Origin of the sequence: Paenibacillus sp. F411 (assembly GCF_017582705.1) — a bacterium.
Lineage (GTDB): Bacteria > Bacillota > Bacilli > Paenibacillales > Paenibacillaceae > Paenibacillus_AQ > Paenibacillus_AQ algicola.
On record NZ_JAGFIP010000006.1, the window covers coordinates 51,965 to 76,855 of the forward strand.

General features: G+C 54.0%; 24 protein-coding genes and 1 tRNA gene. 6 read left to right on the plus strand and 19 right to left on the minus strand.

The genetic code is table 11. The annotated features are described in order from the left end of the window. Nucleotides 1-44 precede the first annotated feature (44 nt). Nucleotides 45-118: transfer RNA gene (locus tag JJQ72_RS08330), tRNA-Arg, on the minus strand. Nucleotides 119-293: 175 nt separating this feature from the next. Here JJQ72_RS08330 and JJQ72_RS08335 point away from each other — a divergent pair. Continuing rightward, a complete protein-coding gene (locus JJQ72_RS08335) occupies nucleotides 294-581 on the plus strand; it encodes a magnetosome magnetite crystal formation protein family (RefSeq protein WP_208203354.1) in 288 nt (95 codons plus the stop codon). Between the two features lie 104 nt (nucleotides 582-685). Here JJQ72_RS08335 and JJQ72_RS08340 read toward each other — a convergent pair whose 3' ends face one another. Together JJQ72_RS08340 and JJQ72_RS08345 are read right to left on the minus strand one after the other, a co-directional pair. Further along, nucleotides 686-1,054, minus strand: a complete 369-nt coding sequence (locus JJQ72_RS08340) for a hypothetical protein (RefSeq protein WP_208203355.1) — start codon at nucleotides 1,052-1,054, stop codon at nucleotides 686-688. 65 nt (nucleotides 1,055-1,119) lie between these two features. Next, nucleotides 1,120-1,449 (minus strand): hypothetical protein, encoded by a 330-nt coding sequence (locus JJQ72_RS08345; protein WP_138225040.1) that lies wholly within the window; start codon nucleotides 1,447-1,449, stop codon nucleotides 1,120-1,122. 157 nt (nucleotides 1,450-1,606) lie between these two features. Here JJQ72_RS08345 and asnB point away from each other — a divergent pair, with 157 nt between their 5' ends. Then, a complete protein-coding gene (asnB, locus tag JJQ72_RS08350) occupies nucleotides 1,607-3,451 on the plus strand; it encodes an asparagine synthase (glutamine-hydrolyzing) (protein WP_208203356.1) in 1,845 nt (614 codons plus the stop codon). Nucleotides 3,452-3,526: 75 nt separating this feature from the next. Here asnB and JJQ72_RS08355 read toward each other — a convergent pair whose 3' ends face one another. From JJQ72_RS08355 to JJQ72_RS08365, 3 genes are all read right to left on the minus strand, one after another. Continuing rightward, nucleotides 3,527-4,159 carry an XTP/dITP diphosphatase gene (locus JJQ72_RS08355; protein WP_208203357.1) on the minus strand — a complete coding sequence of 211 codons (633 nt, stop codon included), beginning with the start codon at nucleotides 4,157-4,159 and terminating at the stop codon, nucleotides 3,527-3,529. A 3-nt stretch (nucleotides 4,160-4,162) separates the two neighbouring features. After that, the gene (rph, locus tag JJQ72_RS08360; RefSeq protein ID WP_208203358.1) at nucleotides 4,163-4,921 is read right to left on the minus strand and encodes a ribonuclease PH; all 759 of its coding nucleotides are present in this window, start codon (nucleotides 4,919-4,921) and stop codon (nucleotides 4,163-4,165) included. Nucleotides 4,922-5,003: 82 nt separating this feature from the next. After that, nucleotides 5,004-6,071 (minus strand): GerMN domain-containing protein, encoded by a 1,068-nt coding sequence (locus tag JJQ72_RS08365; protein WP_208203359.1) that lies wholly within the window; start codon nucleotides 6,069-6,071, stop codon nucleotides 5,004-5,006. A gap of 153 nt (nucleotides 6,072-6,224) precedes the next feature. Here JJQ72_RS08365 and JJQ72_RS08370 point away from each other — a divergent pair, with 153 nt between their 5' ends. Beyond that, nucleotides 6,225-6,782, plus strand: a complete 558-nt coding sequence (locus JJQ72_RS08370; RefSeq protein WP_175415224.1) for a phosphatidylglycerophosphatase A family protein — start codon at nucleotides 6,225-6,227, stop codon at nucleotides 6,780-6,782. A gap of 57 nt (nucleotides 6,783-6,839) precedes the next feature. Here JJQ72_RS08370 and JJQ72_RS08375 read toward each other — a convergent pair whose 3' ends face one another. From JJQ72_RS08375 to JJQ72_RS08410, 8 genes are all read right to left on the minus strand, one after another. Then, a complete protein-coding gene (locus tag JJQ72_RS08375; RefSeq protein ID WP_243895960.1) occupies nucleotides 6,840-7,616 on the minus strand; it encodes a hypothetical protein in 777 nt (258 codons plus the stop codon). 155 nt (nucleotides 7,617-7,771) lie between these two features. Beyond that, complete coding sequence (locus JJQ72_RS08380) at nucleotides 7,772-10,204, minus strand: glycogen/starch/alpha-glucan phosphorylase (protein WP_208203361.1); 2,433 nt, start codon at nucleotides 10,202-10,204, stop codon at nucleotides 7,772-7,774. Nucleotides 10,205-10,234: 30 nt separating this feature from the next. After that, nucleotides 10,235-11,338 carry a glucose-1-phosphate adenylyltransferase subunit GlgD gene (glgD, locus tag JJQ72_RS08385; RefSeq protein ID WP_138225033.1) on the minus strand — a complete coding sequence of 368 codons (1,104 nt, stop codon included), beginning with the start codon at nucleotides 11,336-11,338 and terminating at the stop codon, nucleotides 10,235-10,237. Between the two features lie 58 nt (nucleotides 11,339-11,396). Beyond that, nucleotides 11,397-12,560, minus strand: coding sequence for a glucose-1-phosphate adenylyltransferase (locus JJQ72_RS08390; RefSeq protein WP_208203362.1), 1,164 nt, complete (start codon nucleotides 12,558-12,560; stop codon nucleotides 11,397-11,399). Between the two features lie 313 nt (nucleotides 12,561-12,873). Further along, on the minus strand, nucleotides 12,874-13,881 hold the full coding sequence (locus JJQ72_RS08395; RefSeq protein ID WP_243895961.1) for an MBL fold metallo-hydrolase: 1,008 nt from the start codon (nucleotides 13,879-13,881) through the stop codon (nucleotides 12,874-12,876). A gap of 2 nt (nucleotides 13,882-13,883) precedes the next feature. Further along, on the minus strand, nucleotides 13,884-15,638 hold the full coding sequence (locus JJQ72_RS08400; protein ID WP_208203363.1) for a proline--tRNA ligase: 1,755 nt from the start codon (nucleotides 15,636-15,638) through the stop codon (nucleotides 13,884-13,886). 372 nt (nucleotides 15,639-16,010) lie between these two features. Continuing rightward, complete coding sequence (locus tag JJQ72_RS08405; protein WP_138225030.1) at nucleotides 16,011-16,283, minus strand: hypothetical protein; 273 nt, start codon at nucleotides 16,281-16,283, stop codon at nucleotides 16,011-16,013. Between the two features lie 170 nt (nucleotides 16,284-16,453). Then, nucleotides 16,454-16,678 (minus strand): helix-turn-helix domain-containing protein, encoded by a 225-nt coding sequence (locus JJQ72_RS08410; protein ID WP_208203364.1) that lies wholly within the window; start codon nucleotides 16,676-16,678, stop codon nucleotides 16,454-16,456. A gap of 276 nt (nucleotides 16,679-16,954) precedes the next feature. On the opposite strand from JJQ72_RS08410, the gene JJQ72_RS08415 reads away from it, so the two are divergent. Genes JJQ72_RS08415 through nagA form a run of 3 tightly spaced genes read left to right on the plus strand, consistent with a single transcriptional unit; the run spans nucleotide 16,955 to nucleotide 19,742 of the window. Beyond that, nucleotides 16,955-17,833, plus strand: a complete 879-nt coding sequence (locus tag JJQ72_RS08415; RefSeq protein WP_208203365.1) for a MurR/RpiR family transcriptional regulator — start codon at nucleotides 16,955-16,957, stop codon at nucleotides 17,831-17,833. A 2-nt stretch (nucleotides 17,834-17,835) separates the two neighbouring features. Next, complete coding sequence (nagB, locus tag JJQ72_RS08420; protein WP_208203366.1) at nucleotides 17,836-18,564, plus strand: glucosamine-6-phosphate deaminase; 729 nt, start codon at nucleotides 17,836-17,838, stop codon at nucleotides 18,562-18,564. After that, nucleotides 18,561-19,742, plus strand: coding sequence for an N-acetylglucosamine-6-phosphate deacetylase (gene nagA / locus JJQ72_RS08425; RefSeq protein WP_208203367.1), 1,182 nt, complete (start codon nucleotides 18,561-18,563; stop codon nucleotides 19,740-19,742). The genes nagB and nagA overlap by 4 nt, the downstream gene beginning before the upstream one ends. Before the next feature lie 86 nt (nucleotides 19,743-19,828). Here nagA and JJQ72_RS08430 read toward each other — a convergent pair whose 3' ends face one another. From JJQ72_RS08430 to wecB, 5 genes are all read right to left on the minus strand, one after another. Further along, nucleotides 19,829-20,845, minus strand: coding sequence for a YhcN/YlaJ family sporulation lipoprotein (locus JJQ72_RS08430; RefSeq protein ID WP_138225004.1), 1,017 nt, complete (start codon nucleotides 20,843-20,845; stop codon nucleotides 19,829-19,831). A gap of 222 nt (nucleotides 20,846-21,067) precedes the next feature. Then, entirely contained in the window at nucleotides 21,068-22,015 is a 948-nt protein-coding gene (locus JJQ72_RS08435) for an NAD-dependent epimerase/dehydratase family protein (RefSeq protein ID WP_208203368.1), read from the minus strand. Continuing rightward, nucleotides 21,997-22,821: a dTDP-4-dehydrorhamnose reductase family protein gene (locus JJQ72_RS08440; protein ID WP_208203369.1), complete on the minus strand. Its 825-nt coding sequence runs from the start codon at nucleotides 22,819-22,821 to the stop codon at nucleotides 21,997-21,999. Before JJQ72_RS08440 ends, JJQ72_RS08435 begins: the two co-directional genes overlap by 19 nt. Beyond that, a complete protein-coding gene (locus JJQ72_RS08445) occupies nucleotides 22,818-23,804 on the minus strand; it encodes a polysaccharide biosynthesis protein (protein WP_208203370.1) in 987 nt (328 codons plus the stop codon). Before JJQ72_RS08445 ends, JJQ72_RS08440 begins: the two co-directional genes overlap by 4 nt. Beyond that, nucleotides 23,797-24,885, minus strand: coding sequence for a non-hydrolyzing UDP-N-acetylglucosamine 2-epimerase (wecB, locus tag JJQ72_RS08450; RefSeq protein ID WP_138224995.1), 1,089 nt, complete (start codon nucleotides 24,883-24,885; stop codon nucleotides 23,797-23,799). The genes JJQ72_RS08445 and wecB overlap by 8 nt, the downstream gene beginning before the upstream one ends. Nucleotides 24,886-24,891 lie beyond the last annotated feature (6 nt).

Here is a 24,891-nt window from a genome sequence, read left to right on the forward strand (position 1 = left end):
GTTATAAAAAAACCGCCAAATCGGCGGTTTCATCTTTACTAATACGTCCCAGAAGGGATTCGAACCCCTGACCGACGGCTTAGAAGGCCGTTGCTCTATCCAGCTGAGCTACTGGGACATGAGCTATGTAATGGTATATCCATCAAAACAGTGACGAAGATTATTATAACGTAAGTTTATTCTTTTTCAAACTATTTTTTTGCATTAGCTTCATGCTCTCCATAGCAATGCACCTCCACCCAGGGTAATAAAAGAGTAAACCGCACCATATCATCCACATGGGAGGGATTTGCATGCGCCAGCTGTTGTCTTCGCTATCGTATTTCAGCATTTTTTTTGCTCCATTTCTGTTACCGATTGCCGTCTGGATTCTCGCCGGGGACCGCTTTGTAAGGGGGCATGCCAAAAGAGCACTCCTCTCGCATCTGTTTCCTGTAGCCGCAGGCATTCTGTTGCTGATTATGGCCTTTAGTGCCGGGTCCTTCGGCGCAGTCATAGGATATGTCATTTTGTTCGCGATCATTTACTTCGGCACCTTCGTGTACAACATCATTCAAGGCATCCAGGTTCTCAGGGATTAAGGAAAAGCCGGACTGCTCACGCAGCCGGCTTTTTTTTTCGCTGCACTTACTCTCTTTCGAAAAGATAAACTTGGTGTTCATAACCAGCTGCTTCGCTCCCTGGCCTACATCCTATTGCCGCCGCCGCCAAAAAACCGCTCATTCAGCTGCTGCTGAAGCGAGCCTGTGGACAGCAGCTGCTGCCTGAAGCTGTCGCGCTCCTCCTCCGCCGTCGCCATCAGGCTGCTTTCAAAAGCCGTATCTGTCGCATCCACAAACGCTTCGTGAAAGCTGTTGTCGTACCAGTCATACTCTAATGAGGCGTCGCTGCGGACGAGCTTGACCAGCTCGTAGCCTCCAACGGGTGCAGATGGTGACAGGTACGCCAGCACCGTAACGTCTCCGCTGCTTGCAGGGTACACTTCAATCTCCGCGCAAGGAGCTCCGTTGACCTCTGTCATTCTGCGAATCTTGGCATCCTTGATCTGATACATAATCCATCTCTCCTTCTTCTTTATAGATCCACCACAGGCTAGGCTGTTTTATCATCACGGTCTTCCTAGTCATCCCTATTCCCGCTCCGGGGCATGAGCCTGTATTCTTCAATCAGGGCGCGTGTCTGTGCTGATCCCAATCGGTGAATACTCCGGTATACTTCATCCAAAGTGCCCTGAAAGCGAGCATTGGTCTCTGCTTCCGGCGTATCCGGCCAGGGGAAGACGAAGCCGGTAAAGTCCTCCTCTTCCTGCTCCTGCAGCAGCTCCAGCTGCATTCTTAGCTGCTCTGCTTCCTCTGAAGTCGCTTGAATCTCCCACTCATAGGCGCTCGCACCCTGTTCATTCAGGACCGAGCGGCCGTGAACGGACACATAGTATGTGGATTTATTCAACAGTCATCCCACTCCTTCGCTGGCGTGCTCCTCTTGTAGTTTTCGTTTAAGGACAGACATTTTATGCCTCCCTTCGGCATATATCTTTATCACTTTGGCGATTTTAGTCCCATGGAGAAGGTCAGCGGAGATCACATACAAAGAGAGGATGAACTACATGTGCGGAATAACCGGCTTTATACAATGGAATGGCGACCTGACCCAGGATTCCAGACTGCTGGTCAAAATGACAGAAACGTTAGCGCATCGCGGACCTGACGGCTCGGGAACCTGGATATCGGGCCCTTGTGCCTTTGGACATCGGCGCCTCAGTGTCATCGATCCCGAGAACGGAGCGCAGCCGATGATTATTCATCGGGAAGAAGAGGTTTATGCCATTGTGTATAACGGAGAACTATATAATGCAGGCGAATTAAAAAAAGAGCTGTCCAGCCGCGGTCACTCCTTCAGGACCACATGCGATACAGAGGTGCTGCTAGTGTCCTACATGGAGTGGGGGCCGGACTGTCTGGAGCGGCTTAACGGCATCTTTGCCTTTGCGATCTGGGACAGCGTTCAGGAGCAGGTATTTCTTGCGCGAGATCGCGTCGGGGTAAAGCCGCTATTCTACAGCTATGTGGATGGGACGCTTGTGTTCGGCTCCGAGCCGAAAGCGATTTTGCAGCATCCTAAAGTGGAGCCTGTCGTAGGTCCGGAAGGCTTGGCCGAGGTCTTCATCGTAGGCCCCGCGCGGACACCGGGCCACGGTGTATTCCGCGATCTGGCCGAGCTTCGTCCCGGACGCGCCATGATCTTCAATCGGGAAGGGCTGCGCACCTACACATACTGGAAGCTTGAAAGCCGGCCTCACGAGGATGACGAAGCCCGGACAGCGGCTTATTTGAGAGAGCTGATTCAGGATACGGTCGAGCGTCAGCTTGTTTCGGACGTCCCGGTGTGCTCCCTGCTCTCCGGTGGTCTGGATTCCAGTGCCCTGTCCGCCCTGGCGGTGCAGTACTATACCCGCATAGGACAAGGGCAGGTCCATACGTATTCTGTCGATTATGTCGATAACGACAAGCATTTCAAATCCCACGCCTTTCAGCCGGGTGCCGATGCGCCCTGGATTCAGCGAATGCAGGAAGAGCTCAAATCCAAGCATCACTGGATTGAATTTGACACACCGGAGCTTGTCAATACACTGGAGCTGTCAACCGAGAAACGGGATTTGCCGGGAATGGCGGATGTGGATGCTTCTCTGCTGCTCTTCTGCCAGGAAATCAAGAAGGGCGCAACGGTTGCGATTTCTGGCGAGGCCGCAGATGAAATTTTTGGCGGCTACCCTTGGTTCCACCGCGAGGAGGCTCTTCAATCCGGAACGTTCCCCTGGTCTGTTGCTCCCCAGCTGCGCAGTGAGCTGCTATCTCCGGAAATCCGGGATTGGATCTCACCGCTTGAATATCTTGCTGACCGGTACAGCGATGCGGTGGCGGAGGTGCCGCTGCTGGAAGGCGAGGATGCCGGGCAGGCCAGAATGCGCGTCATGTCGTATCTGAACATTACACGCTTCATGCCTACTCTGCTGGACCGGAAGGACCGTATGAGCATGGGGGCGGGACTGGAGGTCCGCGTACCGTACACGGATCATCGCCTGATCGATTACGTGTTTAATATTCCGTGGAGCATCAAGACCGCAGGCGGACGGGAAAAGGGTATTCTCCGCAAGGCGCTGGAAGGCGTGCTGCCCCAGGATGTCCTGTACCGCAAGAAAAGCCCCTATCCAAAGACCCATAATCCGAATTATCTTTCCGCTGTCAGGCAGCGCATGCTCCATGTGCTGGAGGATTCTTCTTCGCCGATTCTTCCGCTCATTGATGCCGCTAAAATAAGGGAGCTCGCCGCTTCGTCAGAAGCCTCGTCTAATCTCCCCTGGTTTGGCCAGCTGATGTCCGGCCCTCAGCTGTTTGCCTACTTAACTCAAGTGAATCATTGGCTCAAAGCCTACAAAATTTCTATTAAATAAGAAGTCTGCAGCCCTAGATATGACAAAAAGCCCGCGCCCCGGAGGATCTCGATCCCGGGGCGCGGGCCCTCATGCTTATGACTGAAATTCCCGAAGTCTGTCCGTCAACGCCCGCAGGGCGTGACCCCGGTGGCTGATTTCCTGCTTCTCCGCAAGCGTCAGCTCCGCCATCGTCTTGCCGTACGACTTCAGATAGAACAGGGGATCGTAGCCGAAGCCGCCCTCTCCATGAGGCTTGGCGGTAATCCAGCCGTCTATCGTGCCTCGGGTCTCTATATGCTCGCCGCTGTGCGGATCATACAGGACCAGGACACATACAAACTGAGCTTGGCTTAGCAGAGGCTCTCCGGCATCGTCTGCCGTGCGCAGACGCTCCAGCTCGGTCAGCAGCTTGCGGTTGTTTGCTTCATCGTCCCCATGGGTTCCTGCATAACGTGCCGAATATACCCCGGGATCTCCGCCCAGCGCATCCACACACAAGCCCGAGTCATCCGCGAGCACAGGCAGATTCAGGGCATCTCCGATGATTTTTGCTTTCTTGATAGCATTATCGGCGAAGGTCGTTCCATCCTCAATGACATCCGGCAGATCCGGATAATCGAACATGCTCTGTACAGACCACCCGAAGGCCGCAAAAGCATGGGCAAACTCCTTCACCTTTCCCGGGTTCCGCGTTGCGACAATAATACTATTTCCGGTCAGCTTCATATCTTACACCCCGCTTCTGGAGCCCGCTGTGCCAATCTTATCTGCAATCGGTCCCAGAATTTCCCGCTGGCGGGCAATCAGCTCTGAAATCCCTTTCTCGCCCAGCTCCAGCATGTCATTCAGCTCGGAGCGCGAATACGGAGCTTCTTCCCCGGTGCCCTGAACCTCCACGAATTTGCCGCTGCCGGTCATCACAAGGTTCATATCCACCTTCGCCTTGGAATCCTCTTCATAGTTCAAATCCAGCAGCGCCCGGCCTCCTGCAATGCCGACGCTGACCGAGGCCAGATAGTCGGTAATGGGGAATACATTCAGCTTGTGCTGCTCAGCGATCTTGTTGACTGCAATGCTGAGCGCTATAAAGGCCCCCGTGATGGAGGTAGTCCGCGTACCGCCGTCCGCCTGGATGACATCACAATCCAACGTAATGGTACGCTCGCCTAAAGCATGCAGATTCACAACAGAGCGCAATGCCCGACCGATCAGCCGCTGAATTTCCATCGTCCGGCCGCTGAGCTTGCCGCGGTTGGCTTCACGCTGGTTACGGGAATGTGTCGCCCGAGGCAGCATGGAGTACTCGGCAGTGACCCAGCCTTTTCCTTGTCCTTTCAGAAACGGAGGAACCTTCTCGTCCACCGTTGCGGTGACCAGCACTTTGGTTTCTCCCATTTCGATGTACACGGAGCCTTCTGCATATTTATTGACATGAGTTGATAAATTCAAGGGCCGAAGCTCGTCGTTCTTGCGTCCGTTAGATCTCATCTTTTTGCCTCCTACTTTATCGCAATACTGGTTAGCTTCCTTTATTTTAACAAAGGTGACGCATAAAAGCACCCTGCCGGAATTAGATCGGAATCTCGTTGATATGCTCCGGACGGCTGACCGGCTGGCTGTAGCTCACACTGTCCGTACCGGTTACCTCAGCCAGATCATTCATTTTGATCTTTACTTTAGTGGCTCCGGCATTCTCTGTCACCGTCAGGACGACAGCCTGCAGCAGCTCCGCCGGGATGTGATCACCCTGCTGGAACATGCTGTCGCTTAAAGCCACGGTCAGCGATCCGTCTTCTCCCTGCTCTACGCCTGTCAGTGTCGTTCCTCCCGTCATCACCATCGCGAGCCCGTCACCAAACTGCGGTCCGCGGATCAGCTCATGCACAGCCGCCTGAACAGCATCCTGTCCGGCAGGCACCAGGCGCGTTACCGGAACATAATACTGTACTCCTCCTGGCGTCACTCCAGAAAAGTACACCGTCACCGGTGAGGACTGACTGTACTGGGTATCATCCGCTTTCTGCAGATTAATGCCCATGGTGCGGGACAATGGGCGATCCAGCGGGGTGCGGTTTAGCGGCATCTCGGTCAGCTTCTCCCCCGCTACCCACAGCTCCGCCTTCTCGACTCCCTTTTGCCCTGTGAGCGTCCAGGTCAGGGCTTCCAGAATCCGCCGTTCCTCCTTGTGATCGTACTTCTTGAATGCTTCGTTAAACTCTACCATGGCGAGCTTGCGTTCTGCGTCTACAGTCACATTCGTCACTTCTGTGCCTGCCGGAAGCACACCGCTGAAGCCTTCAGGGATGTAGCCGGCGTACGGGCTGTTCTTCACCAGCACCATGATTGCACTGGAAATCGGGTCTTTGGCACTGTCTTTGGGTAAAGCAAGAGTAACGGGGGCAAGCATACCCTTCGAGTCCGAGAGGTATACTGTATTCTGGACTGCATCATCTGCCAGAACGGGAATGACGCTGGCGCTGCTGTTCGCCGCGCCGATCATTTGGGCCTCGAGCTGCGCTGGCGGCGGATCCACGGCCTCCGACTCTTTCCCCCCGAAGGGACCGCAGCCCGCCAGCAGAATAGGTACCGCCAGCAAGCCAGCGGCTGAAAGTCCGCGAATGGAGTGCTTCTGTGTCATGTATAGTTCCTCCCTACATTTTGTACAGGTTGTACTCCTATGTATACGAGCTCTTTTCCAAAACATGACCGTCATTTACCCTTTCTGGACAAAGCACCTGCCGGACAAGTACAATCAATACCAACCCTACTTACACCAGAACGGAGGATGAGTATGACAGAAGCTAACATTCCTTACAGCCTGAACAGCAAGAAGGTTGCCGAAGCGACCACCCGCCTGCTTCATGAACGCGGGGTCACGATGGAAGAGATCGCCGAGCTGGTCATGTTTCTGCAGAAGAAATATTATCCCGACCTGACCATGCAGGAGTGCATCGAGAACGTCGAAAGCGTGCTCGCCAAGCGGGAAATTCAGAACGCCGTCCTGACCGGCATTCAGCTGGATATTTTGGCAGAGCAGGGTCAGCTGATGTCCCCGCTGCAGGAAATGCTCTCCAATGACGAAAGCTTATACGGTGTCGATGAGGTCCTCGCCTTCTCGATCGTCAATGTGTACGGAAGCATCGGCTTCACCAACTATGGTTATGTAGACAAGCTGAAGCCGGGCGTTCTGCAGCGGCTCAATGATAAATCGGATCATACGATCCACACCTTCCTCGATGATATTGTCGGAGCCGTAGCCGCGGCTGCCAGCAGCCGGATCGCGCATCGCAAGCAGGGCGAGCGGGAGATCGAGCTGACGGGAGATACCGAGGAGAATCATAACCTCTAATCTGCAGCAAAGCCGGTATGGGAAGCTCCCAGCCGGCTTTATTGTGCTCCATATGCTTTAAAGCCTCAGGCATTGCTCAGCCCGAGCCCGAATCTCGGCGCTCATGCTTGCATGTACGGGATAGATGCTTTCCAGGAAATCCAGAATGATCAGCGCAGATTGCGGTGTGTCCTCATAGCCCTGAAGCATGGAGCCCAGCTTCTTGGAGAAGACCGGAAAGCGGATTTCCAGCCTGCGCTCCTGGCCGAAGGGATCCGGAAACCCTTCCGACTCGTTTTCCAACAAATGAAGAATGGACATGAGGCCATCCAGAGGATAGCCCTGCACAAATTTAAAGGCCGACATTTTCTCTCCACGCAAATAGCGCCCCAGGCCCACATACAGATTCGTTACGGCTTCACCAACGACATGATCCAGAGACTTTGCTCGCCGTGATGGAATATAGCCGCGTCCTGCTGCAAGATCATCGGGAATCAGAGCCGAGCTTTTCCATATCATCCGTCCCCCGGTGTATAGTGCACGCTCCAGCTCATCCTGCTCAAATACGGCAAATTCTCCGTAAATCCCATCCTGGAACAAAAATTTATAGCCGATCTCACAATTCATAAACCGGTACGCCAGCGGACAAACGACCTCAAGCCAATCCAGAGAATCAATCAGCTCCTGCTTGCGTCCAGGCCTTGCAATGACAAAAAAATCAAGATCCGAATATTCGTCCAGCCGTGCAGTCTCCACTCCCACAGAGCCCAGGCCAAACAAGGCCAGCGCCTCTTCCTTCTTCGACAAAGCTCTCCCGATTGCGTCCAGCCGCTCCATTAAGGGGTTCGTATGCATAAGCATTCTCCTTCTCATATCTCTTATTTTACAGGGTGTAACAGTGAGTATACGGACGCTCATAACATCAAAAAAAGGGTTCAACCTCTTCAGATCGAGAGGTTGAACCCTTGGGGGTTACATAGCCTTTAGGTTAGAAACAATGGATGATGCCTTCAGCTCTCACGGCGCACGGGAGCAATATCCCAAATATCTGCAGCATAACGCTCAATCGTACAGTCACTTGAAAAATGCCCGCTGTTCGCGATGTTCACGATGGACTTGCCTGCCCAAGAGACGGAATCGCGGTAAGCCTGCTCTACCTGCTTCTGAGCAGCCGCATAATCATCAAAATCCCGCAGGACGAAGAACTCATCATTATGGTCGAGCAACGCCTGACGAATGATTTCAAACTCCCGTTCGTGGCAGCAGAACGGCCCTTCTGTCACGAGAGAATCCAGCACGCGCCGCAGGCGGGCATCCTGATGATAAAGTTCCCGAGCGACATACCCTCCATGCCGATAGTAGTTCAGCACTTCTTGCGAGCGGAGCCCGAACAGGAACATATTCTCCTCGCCAAGCAGATCGAACATTTCCACATTCGCGCCGTCCAGCGTGCCAATGGTCAGCGCCCCGTTCATCATAAACTTCATATTTCCGGTACCGGACGCTTCCTTCCCCGCTGTCGAGATTTGTTCACTGACGTTAGCCGCCGGAATAATCTTCTCTGCCAGAGATACCGAGTAGTTCTCCAGAAAGACCACCTTCAGCTGCTGTGACACCTGAGGATCCCGGTTAATGACATCTGCGGCCACATTAATCAGCTTGATAATGCTCTTCGCCAAGTAGTAGCCCGGCGCGGCTTTAGCGCCGAAGATGAAGGTTCTTGGGACGCGCTCGACATTCGGCTGATCCTTGATTTCGTGATACAGGTGGATCACATGCAAAATGTTCATCAGCTGCCGCTTGTAGCCATGCAATCGTTTTACCTGAACGTCAAAAATAGACTCCGGATCCACCATAACTCCCTGCTTGTCTTGGATATAAGCTGCCAGGCGCCGCTTATTGTCCAGCTTGATGCCCATCAGGACATCCTGTATGTGCCGGTCATCCTTGAATTTCGCAAGCTCCTTCAGCTGCATAGGAGAGGTGGTCCAGCCGCTGCCGATGGCTTCGCTAATCAGGCTGCTGAGCTTCGGATTGGCATGCATGAGCCAGCGGCGATGTGTTATGCCGTTCGTTTTATTATTGAACCGATCCGGATACAGCTCATAGAAGGGCTGCATGACATCGGTTTTTAGCAGCTCGGTATGCAGACCGGCTACGCCATTAATGCTGTTGCTGCCTGCTATGGCAAGATGCGCCATTTTGACCTGGCCGTTCTCCAGAATGGCCACCTGGGACACAAACTCCTGAGACCGTCCCTCCTCCAGCAGCTGGCCGCAGAAGCGCTTGTTGATCTCCTCAATAATCATATAGATGCGTGGCAGCAGCTCCCGAATCATATTCTCAGGCCACTTCTCCAGCGCTTCGCTGAGCAGTGTATGATTCGTATAGGATACGGTTCGAACGGTAATGTCCCACGCTTCGTCCCAGCCAAAGCCCTGCTCATCCATCAGAATCCGCATCAGCTCCGGAATGACCAGGGTGGGGTGCGTATCATTAATATGCACAGATACCTTCTCCGGCAGCTCCGTGTAAGGAAGCTTCAGCTTCTCAAAGGTTCGAAGCAGGCTTTGCAAGCCGGCGGAGCACAGGAAGTACTGCTGCTTGAGCCTGAGCAGCTTGCCTTCATAGCCGGAGTCATCGGGATACAGAAATTCCGAGATTGACTGCACGGAACGGCTGTAATTCAAGAAGGAATAATAGCTGTTTTGGCCATCCTGCGCCATCTTGATAGGATCTACGGCGGATTCCGCACTCCACAGACGCAGCGTGTTCACTCTGCCCTCGCCATGGCCAATGACCGGCACATCATAAGGAACGGCCCATACCTTCTCGTACCCGGTAGTCTCAAACACTGTGCGTCCGTCCCGCTCACTCATCTCGACACGGCCCCAGAAACGGACCTCTACCTTCTTGTCGGGACGGCGCTCTTCCCACACATTGCCCCGCTGAAGCCAGTCATCCGGCAGCTCCACCTGATGGCCGTCGATAATCTTTTGTTCAAACAGACCGTATTTATAGCGGATGCCGCAGCCGTGTCCGGCATATTGGAGCGAGGCAAGAGAATCCAGAAAGCAGGCGGCCAGGCGGCCTAAGCCGCCGTTGCCAAGCCCTGCATCCGGCTCCTGGGACTCGATCTCATCCAGATCCCAGCCGAGCTCCTTTAAGCCGTCCCGGACGGTCTCCAGCATGCCGATATTCAGCAGATTGTTGCCGAGCAGGCGCCCGATCAGAAACTCCATGGAGAAGTAGTATACCTGCTTCTCTTCCTGTACCTTCGCGATCCGGTTGCTTTCCGCCCAATCCCGGCCAATATTTTCACGGATTAAGGATCCTAAAATTTTGTACACATCGCCGGCTGTTGCTTCTTCCATGCTCTTGCCGAGCCGACTAACGAGCTGCTCCTGAAATGACGCCTTGAACAATTCTTTATTGTTAAACAAAAGATGAAGCCTCCTGACCATAGTAAAAATTTAAATCACCGTATCCTTGGCAACGACGTACGGCTTGCGTACATCTCCCTGCAGCTTGATTCCTGCGGTAATTCTGACGTCTTTGTCCAGTATGACATTCTCCAGCACCACGCCCTCTTCAATGACGCATTTCTGCATAATGATCGAGTTATGGATGCGCGCCCCTTCCTTGACCTTCACGCCGCGGAACAGAATGCTGTTCTCCACCTGGCCATCAATCTGACAGCCATTTGCCACCAGAGAATGGTTAACCTGCGCTCCCTCCAGATATTTGGCCGGAACCTCATACTTGATCTTGGTCAGCACCGGCTGCGGATCAAACAGAGCGTGGAAGGTATCCGGATTAAGCAGCTCCAGACTGTTGCGGTAATAGCTTTCCAGTGAGTTAATGACCGCATGATAGCCGGTATGCTGATAAGCGGCAATCTTGAGCTTATGCCGATTCTTTTGGATGGCATCCCGGAAAACATGGCTTTCCTGGTGGGCAATGCATTGGTTGACGAGCTGCAGAAACAGATTTTTTTCCATAATAAACATTTCCATATAAATGTTCCGGTTGTCCTGCTCATGATGAATATCCGTGACCCGTCCATCCTCTGCAACGTCCAGGCGAACACAAGGGCGGTGCTCCGGGAGCAGCTCCTCGGGAGTGCTGTAAATCAGAGTCACGTCAGCCCCCTGCTGGATATGATATTCATAGGCAGCGCTGAAATCCACACTGCCTAAATGCTGACTGCCGGAGTACACAATATGCGGTGCCGGACCGCGCTCGAAAAAATCCAGATTATTATAAATGTGCTGCATTTCTCCGATAGATACATCTGACGGATCGTTCCAGTCCGGAGGGAGAATAAATAATCCGCCCCGCTTCCGGTCCAGATCCCAGGGACCGCCTTCTCCCAGATGATCCAGCAGGGAACGGTATTTGCGGCGCACGAACAGCGCGATATCCTCCACCCCGGAGTGCATCATATTCGACATTACAAAATCGATCAGCCGGTAGCGTCCGGCAAAAGGCACAGCCGCACCGCAGCGGAAATAGGTCAGCTCACTCAGTACATCCAGCTCGTGGTCCAAATTAATTACGCCGATCATGGATTTCATCGTCTACACCGTCCCTCATTATAATAGCTATGCTGCAGGCTCATCAGCGCTGGGTACTTTAATGACTCCCGGTCGCTTCCGGCGACACGTCCGCCTCCTCCTCGCTGATCAGCCTGATTTCGGAATCGTCTTCTCCCTGCGGACCAATGACGCTCCCGTCCGGGATGACCATGTTCTCCGTCACAATGGCGCGATGGATGGTGACATTCCGCCCGATCTTCACCTTCGGCATAATGACCGAATCGGTAATCACGCTGCCCTCACCAACCTCTACGCCGTAGAACAACACGGATTGGCGGACCTCGCCGTATACCCGGCAGCCCTCATTAATCATACAGTTGCTGACCTTGGCCAGTGGAGCGATGTACTGAGCCGGCTGATTGGGGTTTCGGGTATAGATGCGCCAGTCGGGATCGTTCAGATCCAGCTTGGGATGCTCGGAGAGCAGATCCATATTACCTTCCCACAGGCTCTGGACGGTTCCGACGTCTTTCCAGTAGCCCTCAAACGGATACGCATACAGGGTACGGCTCTCCTCCAGCATTAACGGAATAATGTCTTTGCCAAAATCGTGAGTCGTATCGGGATTGCGGACGTTCATCAGCAGATACTCACGCAGCATTTCCCAGCGGAAAATATAGACTCCCATGGAAGCCAGCGTACTCTTGGGCTGCGCGGGCTTCTCTTCGAATTCGTAGATCCGCAGGTCATCCTCGGTGTTCAGAATTCCGAACCGGGTCGCCTCCTCCATGGATACATTCACGACGGAAATGGTGCAGTCGGCATTTTTTTCTTTATGGTATTGAAGCATCCGGTCATAGTTCATCTTGTAGATGTGATCCCCGGAAAGAATCAGCACATGCTCCGGATTGTATTGCTCAATAAATTTCAGGTTTCTAAAAATCGCATCCGCTGTTCCCCGGTACCAGGTTGTCCCGTCCTCCCGTTCGTAGGGAGGGAGCACGAAAACACCACCGTTCTTCCGGTCCAGATCCCAGTCGCTGCCTACCCCGATATAGGAGTGGAGCACGAGCGGCTCATACTGTGTCAGCACCCCGACAGTGTCGATGCCTGAATTTGCGCAGTTGGACAATGGAAAATCAATAATACGGTAAGTCCCGCCGAAATATACGGCCGGCTTTGCCAGATTGCGGGTAAGGCTTTTCAGCCGTTTGCCCTGGCCTCCGGCAAGCAGCATCGCTACCATTTCTTTTCTTTTCATGGCAGATTCTCCTTTGCGTATGGTATGAGGGGTGCGGCCTTGCCTTCATAAATGGAAAACGGCCGTACCGGTAATGCGAGTGTACTCTGGGCGGCTGGCGCCTATGCCTGAGAGATGCGGCCAAAGGAGAGATCCGGGGAAAGCCCTTATGTACAAAGCCAAGCGGCTCAGGCGGCGAAAGAAACAGCCATTACACATCATTAAACGTTTATCCGGACTCATAATCCGGCTATCTCTACCATATTCGAAAATGCGTTGTCCATAAACCTTTATGTCAGCAGGGTGTGAGGATTAGTTTAAGGAAAGCCGTGATTTACTCTGGCACGGCAAACGAAATCCATCCATCCGGGTGCTCCCGGGGCACGGCTCGGGAGCGCCGGGACAGCTCGGCGAGATGGGCCAGCGCTTCGCACATGGCGAAGCGCATCTGGTGGATGCCGAGCCGGCCGCCGAAGAGGGCGGTGCACACCTCGAAGGCGCTTTGGGGGCCGGCCGTCTGCAGGAGGTCGGCCGCGGTGTCCAGCCGCTCCTCGTGATGGGCGAGGAGCGCGTCAATCCGTTCACGGTAATGCGTGAACGGGTTTCGGTGTCCGGGATACGCAGTCCGGACCGGGAGCTCCTGGAGGCGGCGCAGCCCCTCCAGGAAGCTGTGCAGCGGCTGGGCGTCGCTGCCCGGCAGCAGGCTGACGTTCGGCGAGATTTGCGGCAGCACGGCATCGCCGCAAATCAGGTCGCCGCTCTCTGCATGCCAGAAGGACAAGTGTCCCGGCGCATGTCCATGGGTCTGTACCGCTTGCCACAAACGTCCGCCAAGCGGCACAACATCACCGTCTCGCAGAAAGCGCGCCTGCGGAGCCGGCTTGACCTGCGGCAGGAAGGAGTCCAGATGCCCCGGCAGCTGCTCCAGCCACGCTGCAGGCATGCCATGAATGCGAAAGAACGCCGGCAGGTCTGCACTCATGCTGCTGTGCTTGCCCCACATGAGCTCGGCTTCCTGATGAGCACGCTCCGACATCCACACCGCAGCCCCGCTGAGCTCCTGAAAAAAGCCTGCCAAGCCGTAATGATCCGGATGATGGTGAGTCAACACGATCGAGGTGATCTCTTGCACCTGCATTCCAAGCTTCTGCAATACCAGCTCCCATTCCTGCTCTGCCCGCGCCGTGCGAGGCCCGGGATCAATAACGGCAAGCTCCCTGCCGTGCTGCAGCACATAGCTGTTTACCCAGCGCAGCGGATTATCCAGCGGGATTTTAATCTGAATCAAGCCGCTGCTGTATTGGAGGATTTCCGGCTCATGGGATAAGATGTTCAGCTCCATCATCATTTCCTTTCCGGGGCCATGGCGGCGAGACCCTTTACGGCCAGAACAGCCCGTTCCAAGGCTTCTATTGAAGTGATACTCTCCTTCACGCCCTCTCTTCCTAACCACTCCACCTCTTGATCTCCCGCTCCTCTCCCCACAATAATGACCATCGGGGCTCCTGCGAGATCGGCATCTTTGAACTTTACGCCAGCCCGCTCCTCCCGGTCATCCAGCAGCACGTCTATTCCTGCTTGTGTCATCTGGACGTACAGCTGCTCAGACAGCTCTCGCTGAGCATCATCCTTCATGGATATTGGAATAATATGCACATGGAATGGAGCGATGGACAGCGGCCAAATCAAGCGTTCTTCTGTAATGCTCTGTTCTGCAACGGCTGCCATGACCCGGGATACCCCAATGCCGTAGCATCCCATGACGAACGGCTTCTGCTGCCCATCCTGATCAACAAACGTTGCATCCAGTGCAGCACTATATTTGGTACCCAGTTTAAATACATGCCCAAGCTCAATTCCGCGGTGAAATTCCAGCTCTGAGCCGCAAAGCAAACATTTGTCTCCCGGCTCCGCATTCCGAAAATCGCCCGTCTGCTCTAAAGAAAAGTGAATGCCTGGAACGATGCCTCGCACATGGGTATCTAAGAGGTTTGCACCTGCCACTGCTGCTGTCATCTCTGCCACCTCCTTATCCGCAAGGATTGGAAGTACAAGTCCAGCCGGACCAGCGAATCCGATTTCAGCTCCTGTTACGGCAAGCACAGTCTCGGGGGATGCCAAGGCAACATGCTCTGCTTGCAAATCATTTTTCACTTTCACTTCATTCACTTCGCGGTCTCCGCGTACGAGAACTGCAACAAGCTGTCCGTCCGCTTCATAGATCAGCGTTTTGATGATTTTTACCGGCGGCACATCCAGAAAATCGGCCAGCTCTGTTATCGTTTTGATCCCAGGGGTATAGACTTGCTCCGGCTCTAAAGCGGCTTCCTCTGCATGCTGTTCAGGATCAGCCTTAGCATCACTTGCACAGGCTTTAACCCTGAAGCCAGCCCGCTCTAGGTTCGCGGCATAGCTGCAAGCGCTGCAGGATACAACGGTATCCTCTCCAATCTCGGCCAGCGCCATGAACTCATGCGTTTCACCCTGTCCGCCAATTGCGCCGCTGTCTGCTTCCACAGCCCGGAATTCGAGACCCATGCGCTGAAAGATCCGCTCATACGCAGCAAACATTTGACGATAAACCACATCCAGTCCTTCCCAGTCCCGATCAAAGGAGTAAGCATCTTTCATGAGAAACTCACGGCCACGAAGCAAGCCGAAGCGCGGTCTGCGTTCGTCACGGAATTTGGTCTGAATCTGATACACATTAACTGGAAGCTGGCGATAAGATGAGATTTCCTGACGGGCAATGCTGACCACTACTTCTTCGTGGGTAGGTCCTAATGCAAATTCCCGTTCGTGACGGTCATGCATCCGCATTAACTCCGGACCATACAGCTCGTAACGACCGGAAGCCTTCCATAGCTCTGCCGGCTGCATGGCCGGCATATGCAGTTCCTGAGCGCCGGCTGCATCCATTTCTTCACGGATGATGCATTCAATTTTTCGTAATACCTTGTAACCTAGCGGAAGAAAGGAGTAAATACCGGATGCCGCCTGACGAATATATCCGCCTCTCAGCATCCATTGGTGGCTCCGTGCTTCTGCCTCGGCAGGCACTTCCCTTAAGGTAGACATCAATAACTTGCTTTGACGCATGGACTCCCAGCTCCTTTTGAATAATGGACATGGTTAAAATGATGAATAACGCAAAAAAAGCACGCTCGTCTGAAGGGACGAATGTGCTCGCGGTACCACCCTGTTTCGATCTGTCCTGCTCAGGCAGGCAACAGATCCTCTCATCGGCAATAACGGGCCGGGCCGGTCTATTGGCCGTTTCACCCGCTAGGCTCAAGAGACAACTCCAAGGGAAGGAAGACTACAGTCGTGCGCGAGAAGCCTCTCAGCCTAGGGCTTCCTCTCTGACGCGCCGTCATCTGTATCTTATAATCCTTGATCAACGTTATTATGCGAAATGGATTTGCCCATACCTTACCTTGTCCCTGCAGATAAAGTCAAGCGAAAACAGAGCTATACCGGATACAGCTCCTCGTAACGCTCGGCCTTTCCCTTGCAATCCCGGCAAAATCCACGGACAACGCCCGCTTCATTCGCATAAAAGATGAGTGTGCTGCGCTGTTTGCATCTGCTGCAGGCTTGTGCCTTATGCTGGCGTTTCTTTCTTGCCTCTTCAAGGGAGATTACATTTCTGCTGGTTCTGGGGGCAGGTTTACGAAGGAAGTAGAACAGTCCAATAACGGCAATGACTGTAATCGGAAGCAGGTAGATCAGGAGTTTGTCCATGCCAAGCCCTCCCACAATAAGTTCTTTTTTGTTAAATACCCATTTGGCATTTGACTCACTCAGCGAAGCTGAACTTTTTTTATTGTGCCTAAATTCATTATACACAAAAGAGCTCCCTTTTCCCGATGGAAAAGAGAGCTTTCGCGCAAAGGTGTGTATGCGGCAGGACGTCAGATTTTCAGCTCTCCCAGCTTAATCAGTTCAACGACGGCTTGCGAACGGCCTTTGACGTTCAGCTTTTGCATAACATTGGAAATATGGTTTCGCACCGTTTTCTCGCTGATAAACAACTGCCCGGCGATGTCGCGAGTCGTTTTGTCCTGCACCAGCAGCTCAAATACTTCTCGCTCACGGTGGGTTAACAAGAACTTGCTGTGTTGATCATTTCCCTTCAATGGTGTCACCCCTCCTTGCCCGGGTATGTGTGGTCTAACAAGGTTAAGGGATACAGTCAACACATCATATGAGAACCCGGTGGCATTGGTGCGCCGGGGTATTCATTTTGGGCGGGGAGCGCAGGCTATGGGATAGCTGCATATGAAATTGCCCCTTGATTCCTGACATGTAATGGTCTAACATGGACATTATTAAAATTATTTTCTTATTTATATGAGATGTACAATAATTATTTTCACGGCAAAAGCCGTTAAAGAAGAAGAAGGAGGCCTCGCATGGCACCCGTTCTGCACATTATCGCTGTAGAGAAGAACGCTCTGCCCCGGCAGGAGCGGCGGCTGGCTGATTTTATTCTGGAGAACCCGGGAAGCATTATACATCTGGGAATTAAGGATCTTGCCGAGCAGTGTGAGGTCAGCCCGGCTACGATCACCCGCTTTTGCAAGCATTTTGACTGTAAGGGGTATCCGGATTTCAAGGTCAAGCTGGCGTCCGAAATGGCTCATGCCGAGATCACCTCCCGCTCCGGACAGACAAGGTACCAGGATATTGTCGCAGGCAACCCTCTGGCGGGCATTGTGCAGGCCATGGAGAGCAATCATCTGAAGTCCATTCAGGATACGACCTCTCTGCTGGATTTGGGACAGCTGGAGCGTGCAGTGGATGCACTGTGCAAGGCTAAGCGGATTGACCTTTACGGCATTGCCACCTCGTCCATCGTGGCCCAGGATTTCTACCAGAAGCTCGTCCGGATCGGCAAAAGCTGTACGGCCTTTGCCGATTCCCATATGCAGATCACCTCAGCATCCAACCTGGGTCCGGACGATGTCGCCATCGCGATCTCCTATTCCGGAGAAACGCCGGAGACTATTGATGCACTCAGCTGCGCCAAGAAGGCCGGCGCCTTTACGATCAGCGTCACCTCTTACCGCAGCAGTGCACTGGCCTCACGGTCTGATATTGCCCTGTACTCCTCCTCACTGGAGGAGGGCATGCGCCGCGGAGATATGGCCTCCCGCATTGCCCAGCTTCATATTATTGATATTTTATTTATGGGCATGGCCAGCCGCGATTTCTCTACTTATGTACCGAGATTAGAGCAGTCTTATCTGAATGTACAAAATTACCGTAAAAGCCGAGGAGGTCTTGAATAGACATGAACATTTACACCCTAGACAGTGAAGAAGCCTTCGTCCAAACCGCTGCCGGTTTGATTACCGCGCTGGTCACCAGCCGTCCCCGCGCCAAGCTGGGGCTCGCAACAGGCAGCACCCCGGTCGGTCTGTACGCCAAGCTGGTCGATATGCACAGACAGGGGCTGGTTAGCTTCGCCGGTGTCACTACATACAACCTGGATGAGTATGTCGGTCTCCCGGAGCAGCACTCCGAAAGCTACCGCACCTTTATGAACGAGAAGCTGTTCAAGCATGTGGACATCTCCCTGCAGCAGACCCACGTCCCTAACGGCAATGCGGCTGACCTGGAGCAGGAATGCCTGCGCTATGACCGGATGCTTGAGGAGAACGGCCCTGTAGACCTGCAGCTGCTTGGCATTGGCCATAACGGGCATATCGGCTTCAACGAGCCGGGTAATCATCTGATCGGGGGGACTCATGTCGTTCCGCTGAAAGAAGAAACGCGAGTAGCGAATGCGAGATTCTTCGATTCTCTGGATGAGGTTCCTACCCACGCCATTACGATGGGTGCAGCTACTATTATGAAGTCACGCCAAATTCTGCTGCTAATCCGGGGAGCGGACAAAGCGGAGATTGCCCTCCAAGCGCTGACCGGACCCATCACCACGGATTGCCCTGCTTCCTTGCTTCAATGCCATCCCAATGTCGTCGTGCTTCTGGACGAAGGCGCCGGGAGATACTTCCGATGAGCCGCTCCCCACAGAGTACGCTGTTATACGGCAGCGTCATAACTCCTGGCGGACTGATTCCAGACGGGGCTGTCGCCATGCAAGGAGAGCAGATTGTATATGCCGGTCCCGCATCCGGTCTGCCTTCTGTTCTGGAGCAGGAGGCTGAGCAGGTGATTAGGCGAAAGGAAGGCTATATTATGCCCGGCTTTGTGGATATCCACGTTCACGGCGGCAGCGGCGAAGACTTCATGGAGGCGGATATCGAAGGCCTGAACGCGATCACCTCCTTCCACTGCTCGCAGGGCACGACCTCCATGCTCGCCACGACCATGACAGCTCCTAAACATGCCATTGATGCTGTGCTTCAAAACGTACAGCAATATCGAAGCTCAACGATGCCGTACGCCCGGCTGGAGGGTGTTCATCTGGAGGGACCCTTTATAAGTCCCCAGTGGCCGGGAGCACAGAATCCGGAGCACATTGTTCCCGCCAGCATCCTCTGGCTGGAGGAATGGCAGCAGAGCTTCCCCGGGCTGGTGAAGCTGATGACCCTCGCTCCAGAGCGGGACGGCGCCCTCGAAGCCATATCCTGGCTGAAGGAGCACGGTATTGTGGCTGCGCTGGGTCACACCGACGCCACGTATGAGCAGGTGCAGCGTGCGGTGGATGCCGGCCTTTCCCACGGGGTCCACACCTTTAATGCCATGACCGGACTGCATCACCGCAAGCCGGGTACAGCCGGGGCTCTGCTCGGCGACGATCGCCTCAGCGCTGAAATTATTGCGGACGGTATTCACGTCCATCCGGCAGCCGTCTCCATTCTGGCACGACTGAAGCCGGCAGATGGCCTTATTCTTGTGACCGATGCCGTGTCTGCAGCCGGTATGCCGGATGGCGAATATATGCTCGGCGGCCTGCAGACCATTGTTGAGAAGGGAATCGCGACCTTAAAGTCCAACAGCAACAGTCTGGCCGGAAGCACCCTGACCATGATTCGAGGCTTCCAATATCTCGTAAAAGAGGTCGGCCTCAGCATTCAGCAGGCCTCGGCTGCTGCAAGCTTCAATCCCGCGAAGGTCATCGGCATTGACGATCGAACCGGCTCCCTGGCCAAAGGGCTGCTGGCCGATGTACTGCTCCTGAACAACCAGCTGGACCTGGAAGCGGTATGGGTTCAGGGCAGCCGCAAATATTAACAGGGCTGTGCCAAAAGCTCCTGCCGATTCCTTTCGGCAGGAGCTTTTTTAAGCATAAAGAGATGAAAATAATGACAAGCTAGGACTTATCGGTTCGTGCCGCTGTTGCCTGTGTTATACATGCCGTTTGAGGTACCGTCATTATTCAGAATACCGTTATCCCGACCGTTCATGTTCATCGGGAACAGACGATTAATGAACGCGCCCAAATCCTCTGTCATGTTGCCAACGACATTGCCGTCTCCTTGATCTCCGTTACCCATCATTCCGTTACCGGCATAGCCTTCAGAGCGGTCAAAGAAATCGGCATCATCAGATACGTATACCTGCTCACATTGAGGAGCCGTTTTCTGAACGGTGCTGTTAATCAGGCTCCGGATATTTTGCGGCACTTGATTGTCGCCCATACCCATGCCCATATCGTTGTCTGTATTCATGGCTCCATAGCGGCCGCGGTTGCCCATTGTCGCTCCGTTGCTGCCCATCAAATGATTGTCGCCGGAGTTGTCGCCCATGGTGTTCCCACCGCCTGTACCATAGCTGCCATATCCTGCACTGCGCCCGAGACCGGTATTGTTATCCAGCGTGCCGCGCGGATCACTCATGCCTCGCAGCAGACCTGCAGTCCCGGTACCGGATGCCCCGTACAAGCCGTCTGTACGGCCGTTGGTTCCCGTGTTGCTGCGTCCTGTCAAGCTGTCCATGCGATCTGTCATGCCGCTAGTGCCGCCCATGCGGCCGTTCATGCCGTTCATGCCATTGCTGCCAGTGCGGCTGCCATTCATGCCGGACTCGCCATCCAGGGATAAGGAGACATAAGCGTTATTTTTGGTAACGAATACGCGTGCGTCACCCACACCATTGATTTTGGACACCTTCTCGGAGAGCACCTTGCTGTATTTCAGGTTGGAGAGGTCATGCTGCATGCCGTTGCGGCCATTGTTCAGGATGCGGCTGTCCCCGATGCGTCCATTATCGTTCGTGCTGATATTGTGCGTCTTGGTGGAGTTGCCGTCGTTCATGTTGCCACAGCCTGCCAGACCGGCCACGCTTGTGATTAAAGCCGCCGACAAGGTCAGGCTAAGGGCTTTGGATTTCATCATCAATTCATCCTCCATCTCTGTTATAGGTGTGCTGACAAGGTATAGGATGACCGATGGGACGAGGCGGTATGCTGAAAGGTTTTGGATGCACCAAAGACGCATGAGGATGAAAAGCAAGCACCTCCAGCAAAAGGCAAACAGACCGCCGAGGGATCAGCAGTCTGCCGTCTTCCTATTATGGTTAATGTCATGCGACACTGCCCCTCGCAAGGGGGAAGCTTGTTATCGCGAGGATTCCGTGACAGCTCGTGCATAGGCCAAAATATCATCCAGGCTCTTCTCCATTTCAATTCCAGGACGCCAGCCCAGCTCTGACAATGACGGAGAGCGTACAGTCTCACTTTGGGGGGGAGCGGGGGCGTTGTCAGTCTCACTGCCCCACTGCACAGGTACGCTGCCGCGAGCTTTACATAACAGCCGCTCTGCAACCTCGCCCAAAGTCCACTCCTGCTCTCCGGTTACAGGATATACTTCTCCCGGTGCACCGGATAACAGCAGCTTCTCATAAGCTGAAACCGCGTCTCTGACGTCCAGAAATCGACGAACTGCTCCTCTGGAGGAGATGGTAAACGGAGCTTTACCTTCCATAGTACCAAGCTCGCAGCGGGCAATATGCTTTGCCAGCAGCATGCAAAAGCCTGTGGATTCCCCAGGACCGATTAGATTCGAAGGCTCAGCGATCATCACAGGCAGATCATATAAGGCGGACCAGGCCTCTGCGACCCAGCTTCCTACGCTCTTGCTAAGGCTGTAAGGATGCGGCACAGAGCGGGCTCCCTGGGCAGGATCCACTCCCAGCCTGGAGCCCGCCAGCAGCAGTCTGCCGTCCGGCCTGAATTCACGCATCGCCTCCATGAGATATACCGGGGCCATCACATTGGCTTCCATATGCGCAGCCGGATCGCGCCAGGAATCCGGCACTGCATTCCTACCGGCTACATGCAGAACATAATGAGGTCTGATCCTGTCAATCAGCTGGCGGACCTGCTCCCGGTCAGTCAGCTCACACTCTGCCGCCTTCACGCCCGGAAGGAGCGAAGCCGGCGGAGTCTTGCGCACTGCCGCTGTAACGGCCCAGCCGAGGTCATGGAAATGCTGACACGCATGCCTGCCGGTAAAGCCTGAAGCCCCGGTCACCAACAGGGCAGGCTTCAACCCCTTTGCTGCCATTGCCGCAGCTCCCTCAGCATGTCAGGATACGAAGGGAGAGCATACTCCACGTCTTCCCGAGTTGAGACCAGCGTTCGATCCTGCACTATGTCATCGTCAGGCTCGATGAGGGTATCTTCTTTGTTCCATAGATCCTTGAACAGCTGCAGCAGCTCATACTTGCTAAGCGGCTCGGGATGAGCCAGGTGGATTAAGCCTCCAAGGTCCGAGCTGATGAAATGGTGAATCGCTTTGGCCAGCTCCAGCGTGGTGACTCCGTTCCACCAGACGTTCCGATATCCGGAAACCTTGCCCTCCTGCCGCATAAACCATTCGAACAGACCAATGCCACCGGAGCGGATTTCCGGTCCAATGATGGAGGTCCGGATCGTGAGGTGCTCCGGATGCGAGACCTCTCCCAGCGCCTTCGTCAGGGCATAGACGGAGGTACCGTCCGGGGTATCCTTTTCCTGGTATCCTCCCCGGCTGCCCGAGAATACACAATCCGTGCTAATATGAATCAGGCGCGCCGAAATGGCATCTGCCATATGACGCAGGCGGTGGGGCAGAAATCCGTTAATATGGTAGGCGTTAATTTTGTCCTGCTCTGCGAACTGGTTCAGTACGCCGACCGCATTGATGATAACCTCCGGCGAGACAGCGCGAACGATGTGCTCCACCGCGCCGATATCTCCCGCATCCAGCAGCAGGCCGTCCTCACTCCTGCGGTCCCGTGTCGTGTAAAACACATGATGGCCGTGCCTGCGGAAATAATCCACAAGCACATGGCCAGCCATGCCATTCCCTCCCAGCACCAGCATTTTCATGACAAAAATCCTCCGCGCTGCAAAATGTCCCGAATTTCCTGCTTGCTCATCAGATTAAATTCCGAGCTAAAGCTCTTGAACGCAACCTTCGGCTTGCTGGCATAATGAGACTGAATGCCGGGAATATCCAGTGTCGGAAGGATGACCAAATACTGATCATCATAGGCTACGGTTGTCAGGCTCTCGAAATCGCTCATCAGTATTTCGTGAATTTTCTCCCCTGGACGCACTCCTGTCTCTACCAGCTTGATGCCCTGCTTCTGGGAATGCTCAATCAGCACCTCGGCTAAATCCGAAATTTTACACGTCGGCATCATCATCACGAAAATTTCTCCGCCAACGCTTTCGATTGAAGCCTTGAACAGCAGGGAGATGGCGTCCTTCAGCGTCAGGAAGAATCTCGTCATCCCAAGATCGGTAATGCGGATCTGCCCCTTCTGGTTAATCTGGTTAATAAACAGATGTACCACACTGCCATTCGTGCCAAGCACATTCCCGCCCCGGACGCATACGAATTTCGTGTCCGGACTGAGCAGGTTGGCATACACGATCAGCTTTTCGCCGATCGCCTTGGTCATACCGTAGAAGTTGGAAGGATTCGCGGCCTTATCTGTCGAGATATAGATGACCTTTTTCACTTTATTCTCAATGGCGGCCTCGATCACGTGCTGCGTGCCGACCACATTCGTCTTCAGCGCCTCATACGGGTGTTCTTCACATACCGGCACATGCTTAAGCGCCGCCAGATGGAACACATAATCGACGCCCTGACAGGCGGTGCTTAACGCCTCCTTATCCCGAATATCTCCAATCCGAAAGGTCAGCCGCTGGTCCTCGAATTCACGGTCCATTGCGACCTGAGTCGCCTCGCTTCTGGAGAATACGATAATCTGCTTCGGATTTTGCGGCAGCAGCTGGCTGATCAATTCATGTCCCCAAGAGCCTGTGCCGCCCGTAACCAGAATACGTTGATTATTAAACATTCACTTTCCCTCCAACCACATATTTTACGACGGTGTGCGACACATGCTCCGTCAAATACCCTTCCGGACAAACCCAATCCGGCTTCAGCTCTGTCATCAGCTTCACCGCATCATGGATACGGTCTGCATCTACACCGGAGACGATGTTGCTGCCGCAGTCTACCGTCTCGGGGCGCTCTGTCGTCCGCCTTACCGTTACGGTAGGCACGTGCAGAATGCAGCATTCCTCCTGAACGGTACCGCTGTCGGTAATCGCGCATCTGGCATCCTGCTCCAGACGGACAAAATCGAAAAATCCGAACGGCTCATGAAACTCCACCAGCGGGTGCATGACTGTGCCGGCCGCCTTCAGCCTGGAGGCTGTACGGGGATGAAGGCTGCAAATCAACCGCTGTCCGTACGTCTCGGCTACCCGGTTCAAGCCGGCCAAAATTTCACGCAGCGGCTCGGGGCGGTCCACATTTTCGGACCGGTGCACGGTGACCAGGAAATATTGCTTTGGCGTCAGGGACAGCCTCTGCAGCACCTGGCTCTCCTGAATATGCTTCTCGTAATGCTTCATCACTTCATAGATTGGATTGCCGGTCAAGACGATCCGCTGGCTGGGAACACCCTCGCGCAGCAAATGCTTTCGGCTATACTCGGTGTAAGGCATATTAATAGAAGAAACGGCATCAATAACCTTCCGGTTCTTCTCTTCCGGCACGTTCAAATCGAAGCAGCGATTCCCGGCTTCCATATGCACAACGGGATACCCCATCCGTTCCGCCAGAACGGCGCACAGTGCACTGTTCGTATCTCCCAGTAGCAGCACAGTGTCCGGCTGCTCCGCCTCCAGAATTTCTTCCATTCGGCTGAACATCAGAGACAGCTGACCTCCCAGCGAGGCCTGGCGGTCCTGAAGCACGTAGTCCGGATTTCGAAGACCAAGCTCCGAGAAGAACACCTGGCTCAGACCTGCGGTGAAATTCTGACCGGTATGAACGAGCACATGACGCTCTGCAAAACGGTCCAATAGAGGAATAATCAAGCTCAGCCGGATAATTTCAGGCCGGGTTCCTAGAATCGTTAAGACTTTCATCTGCGG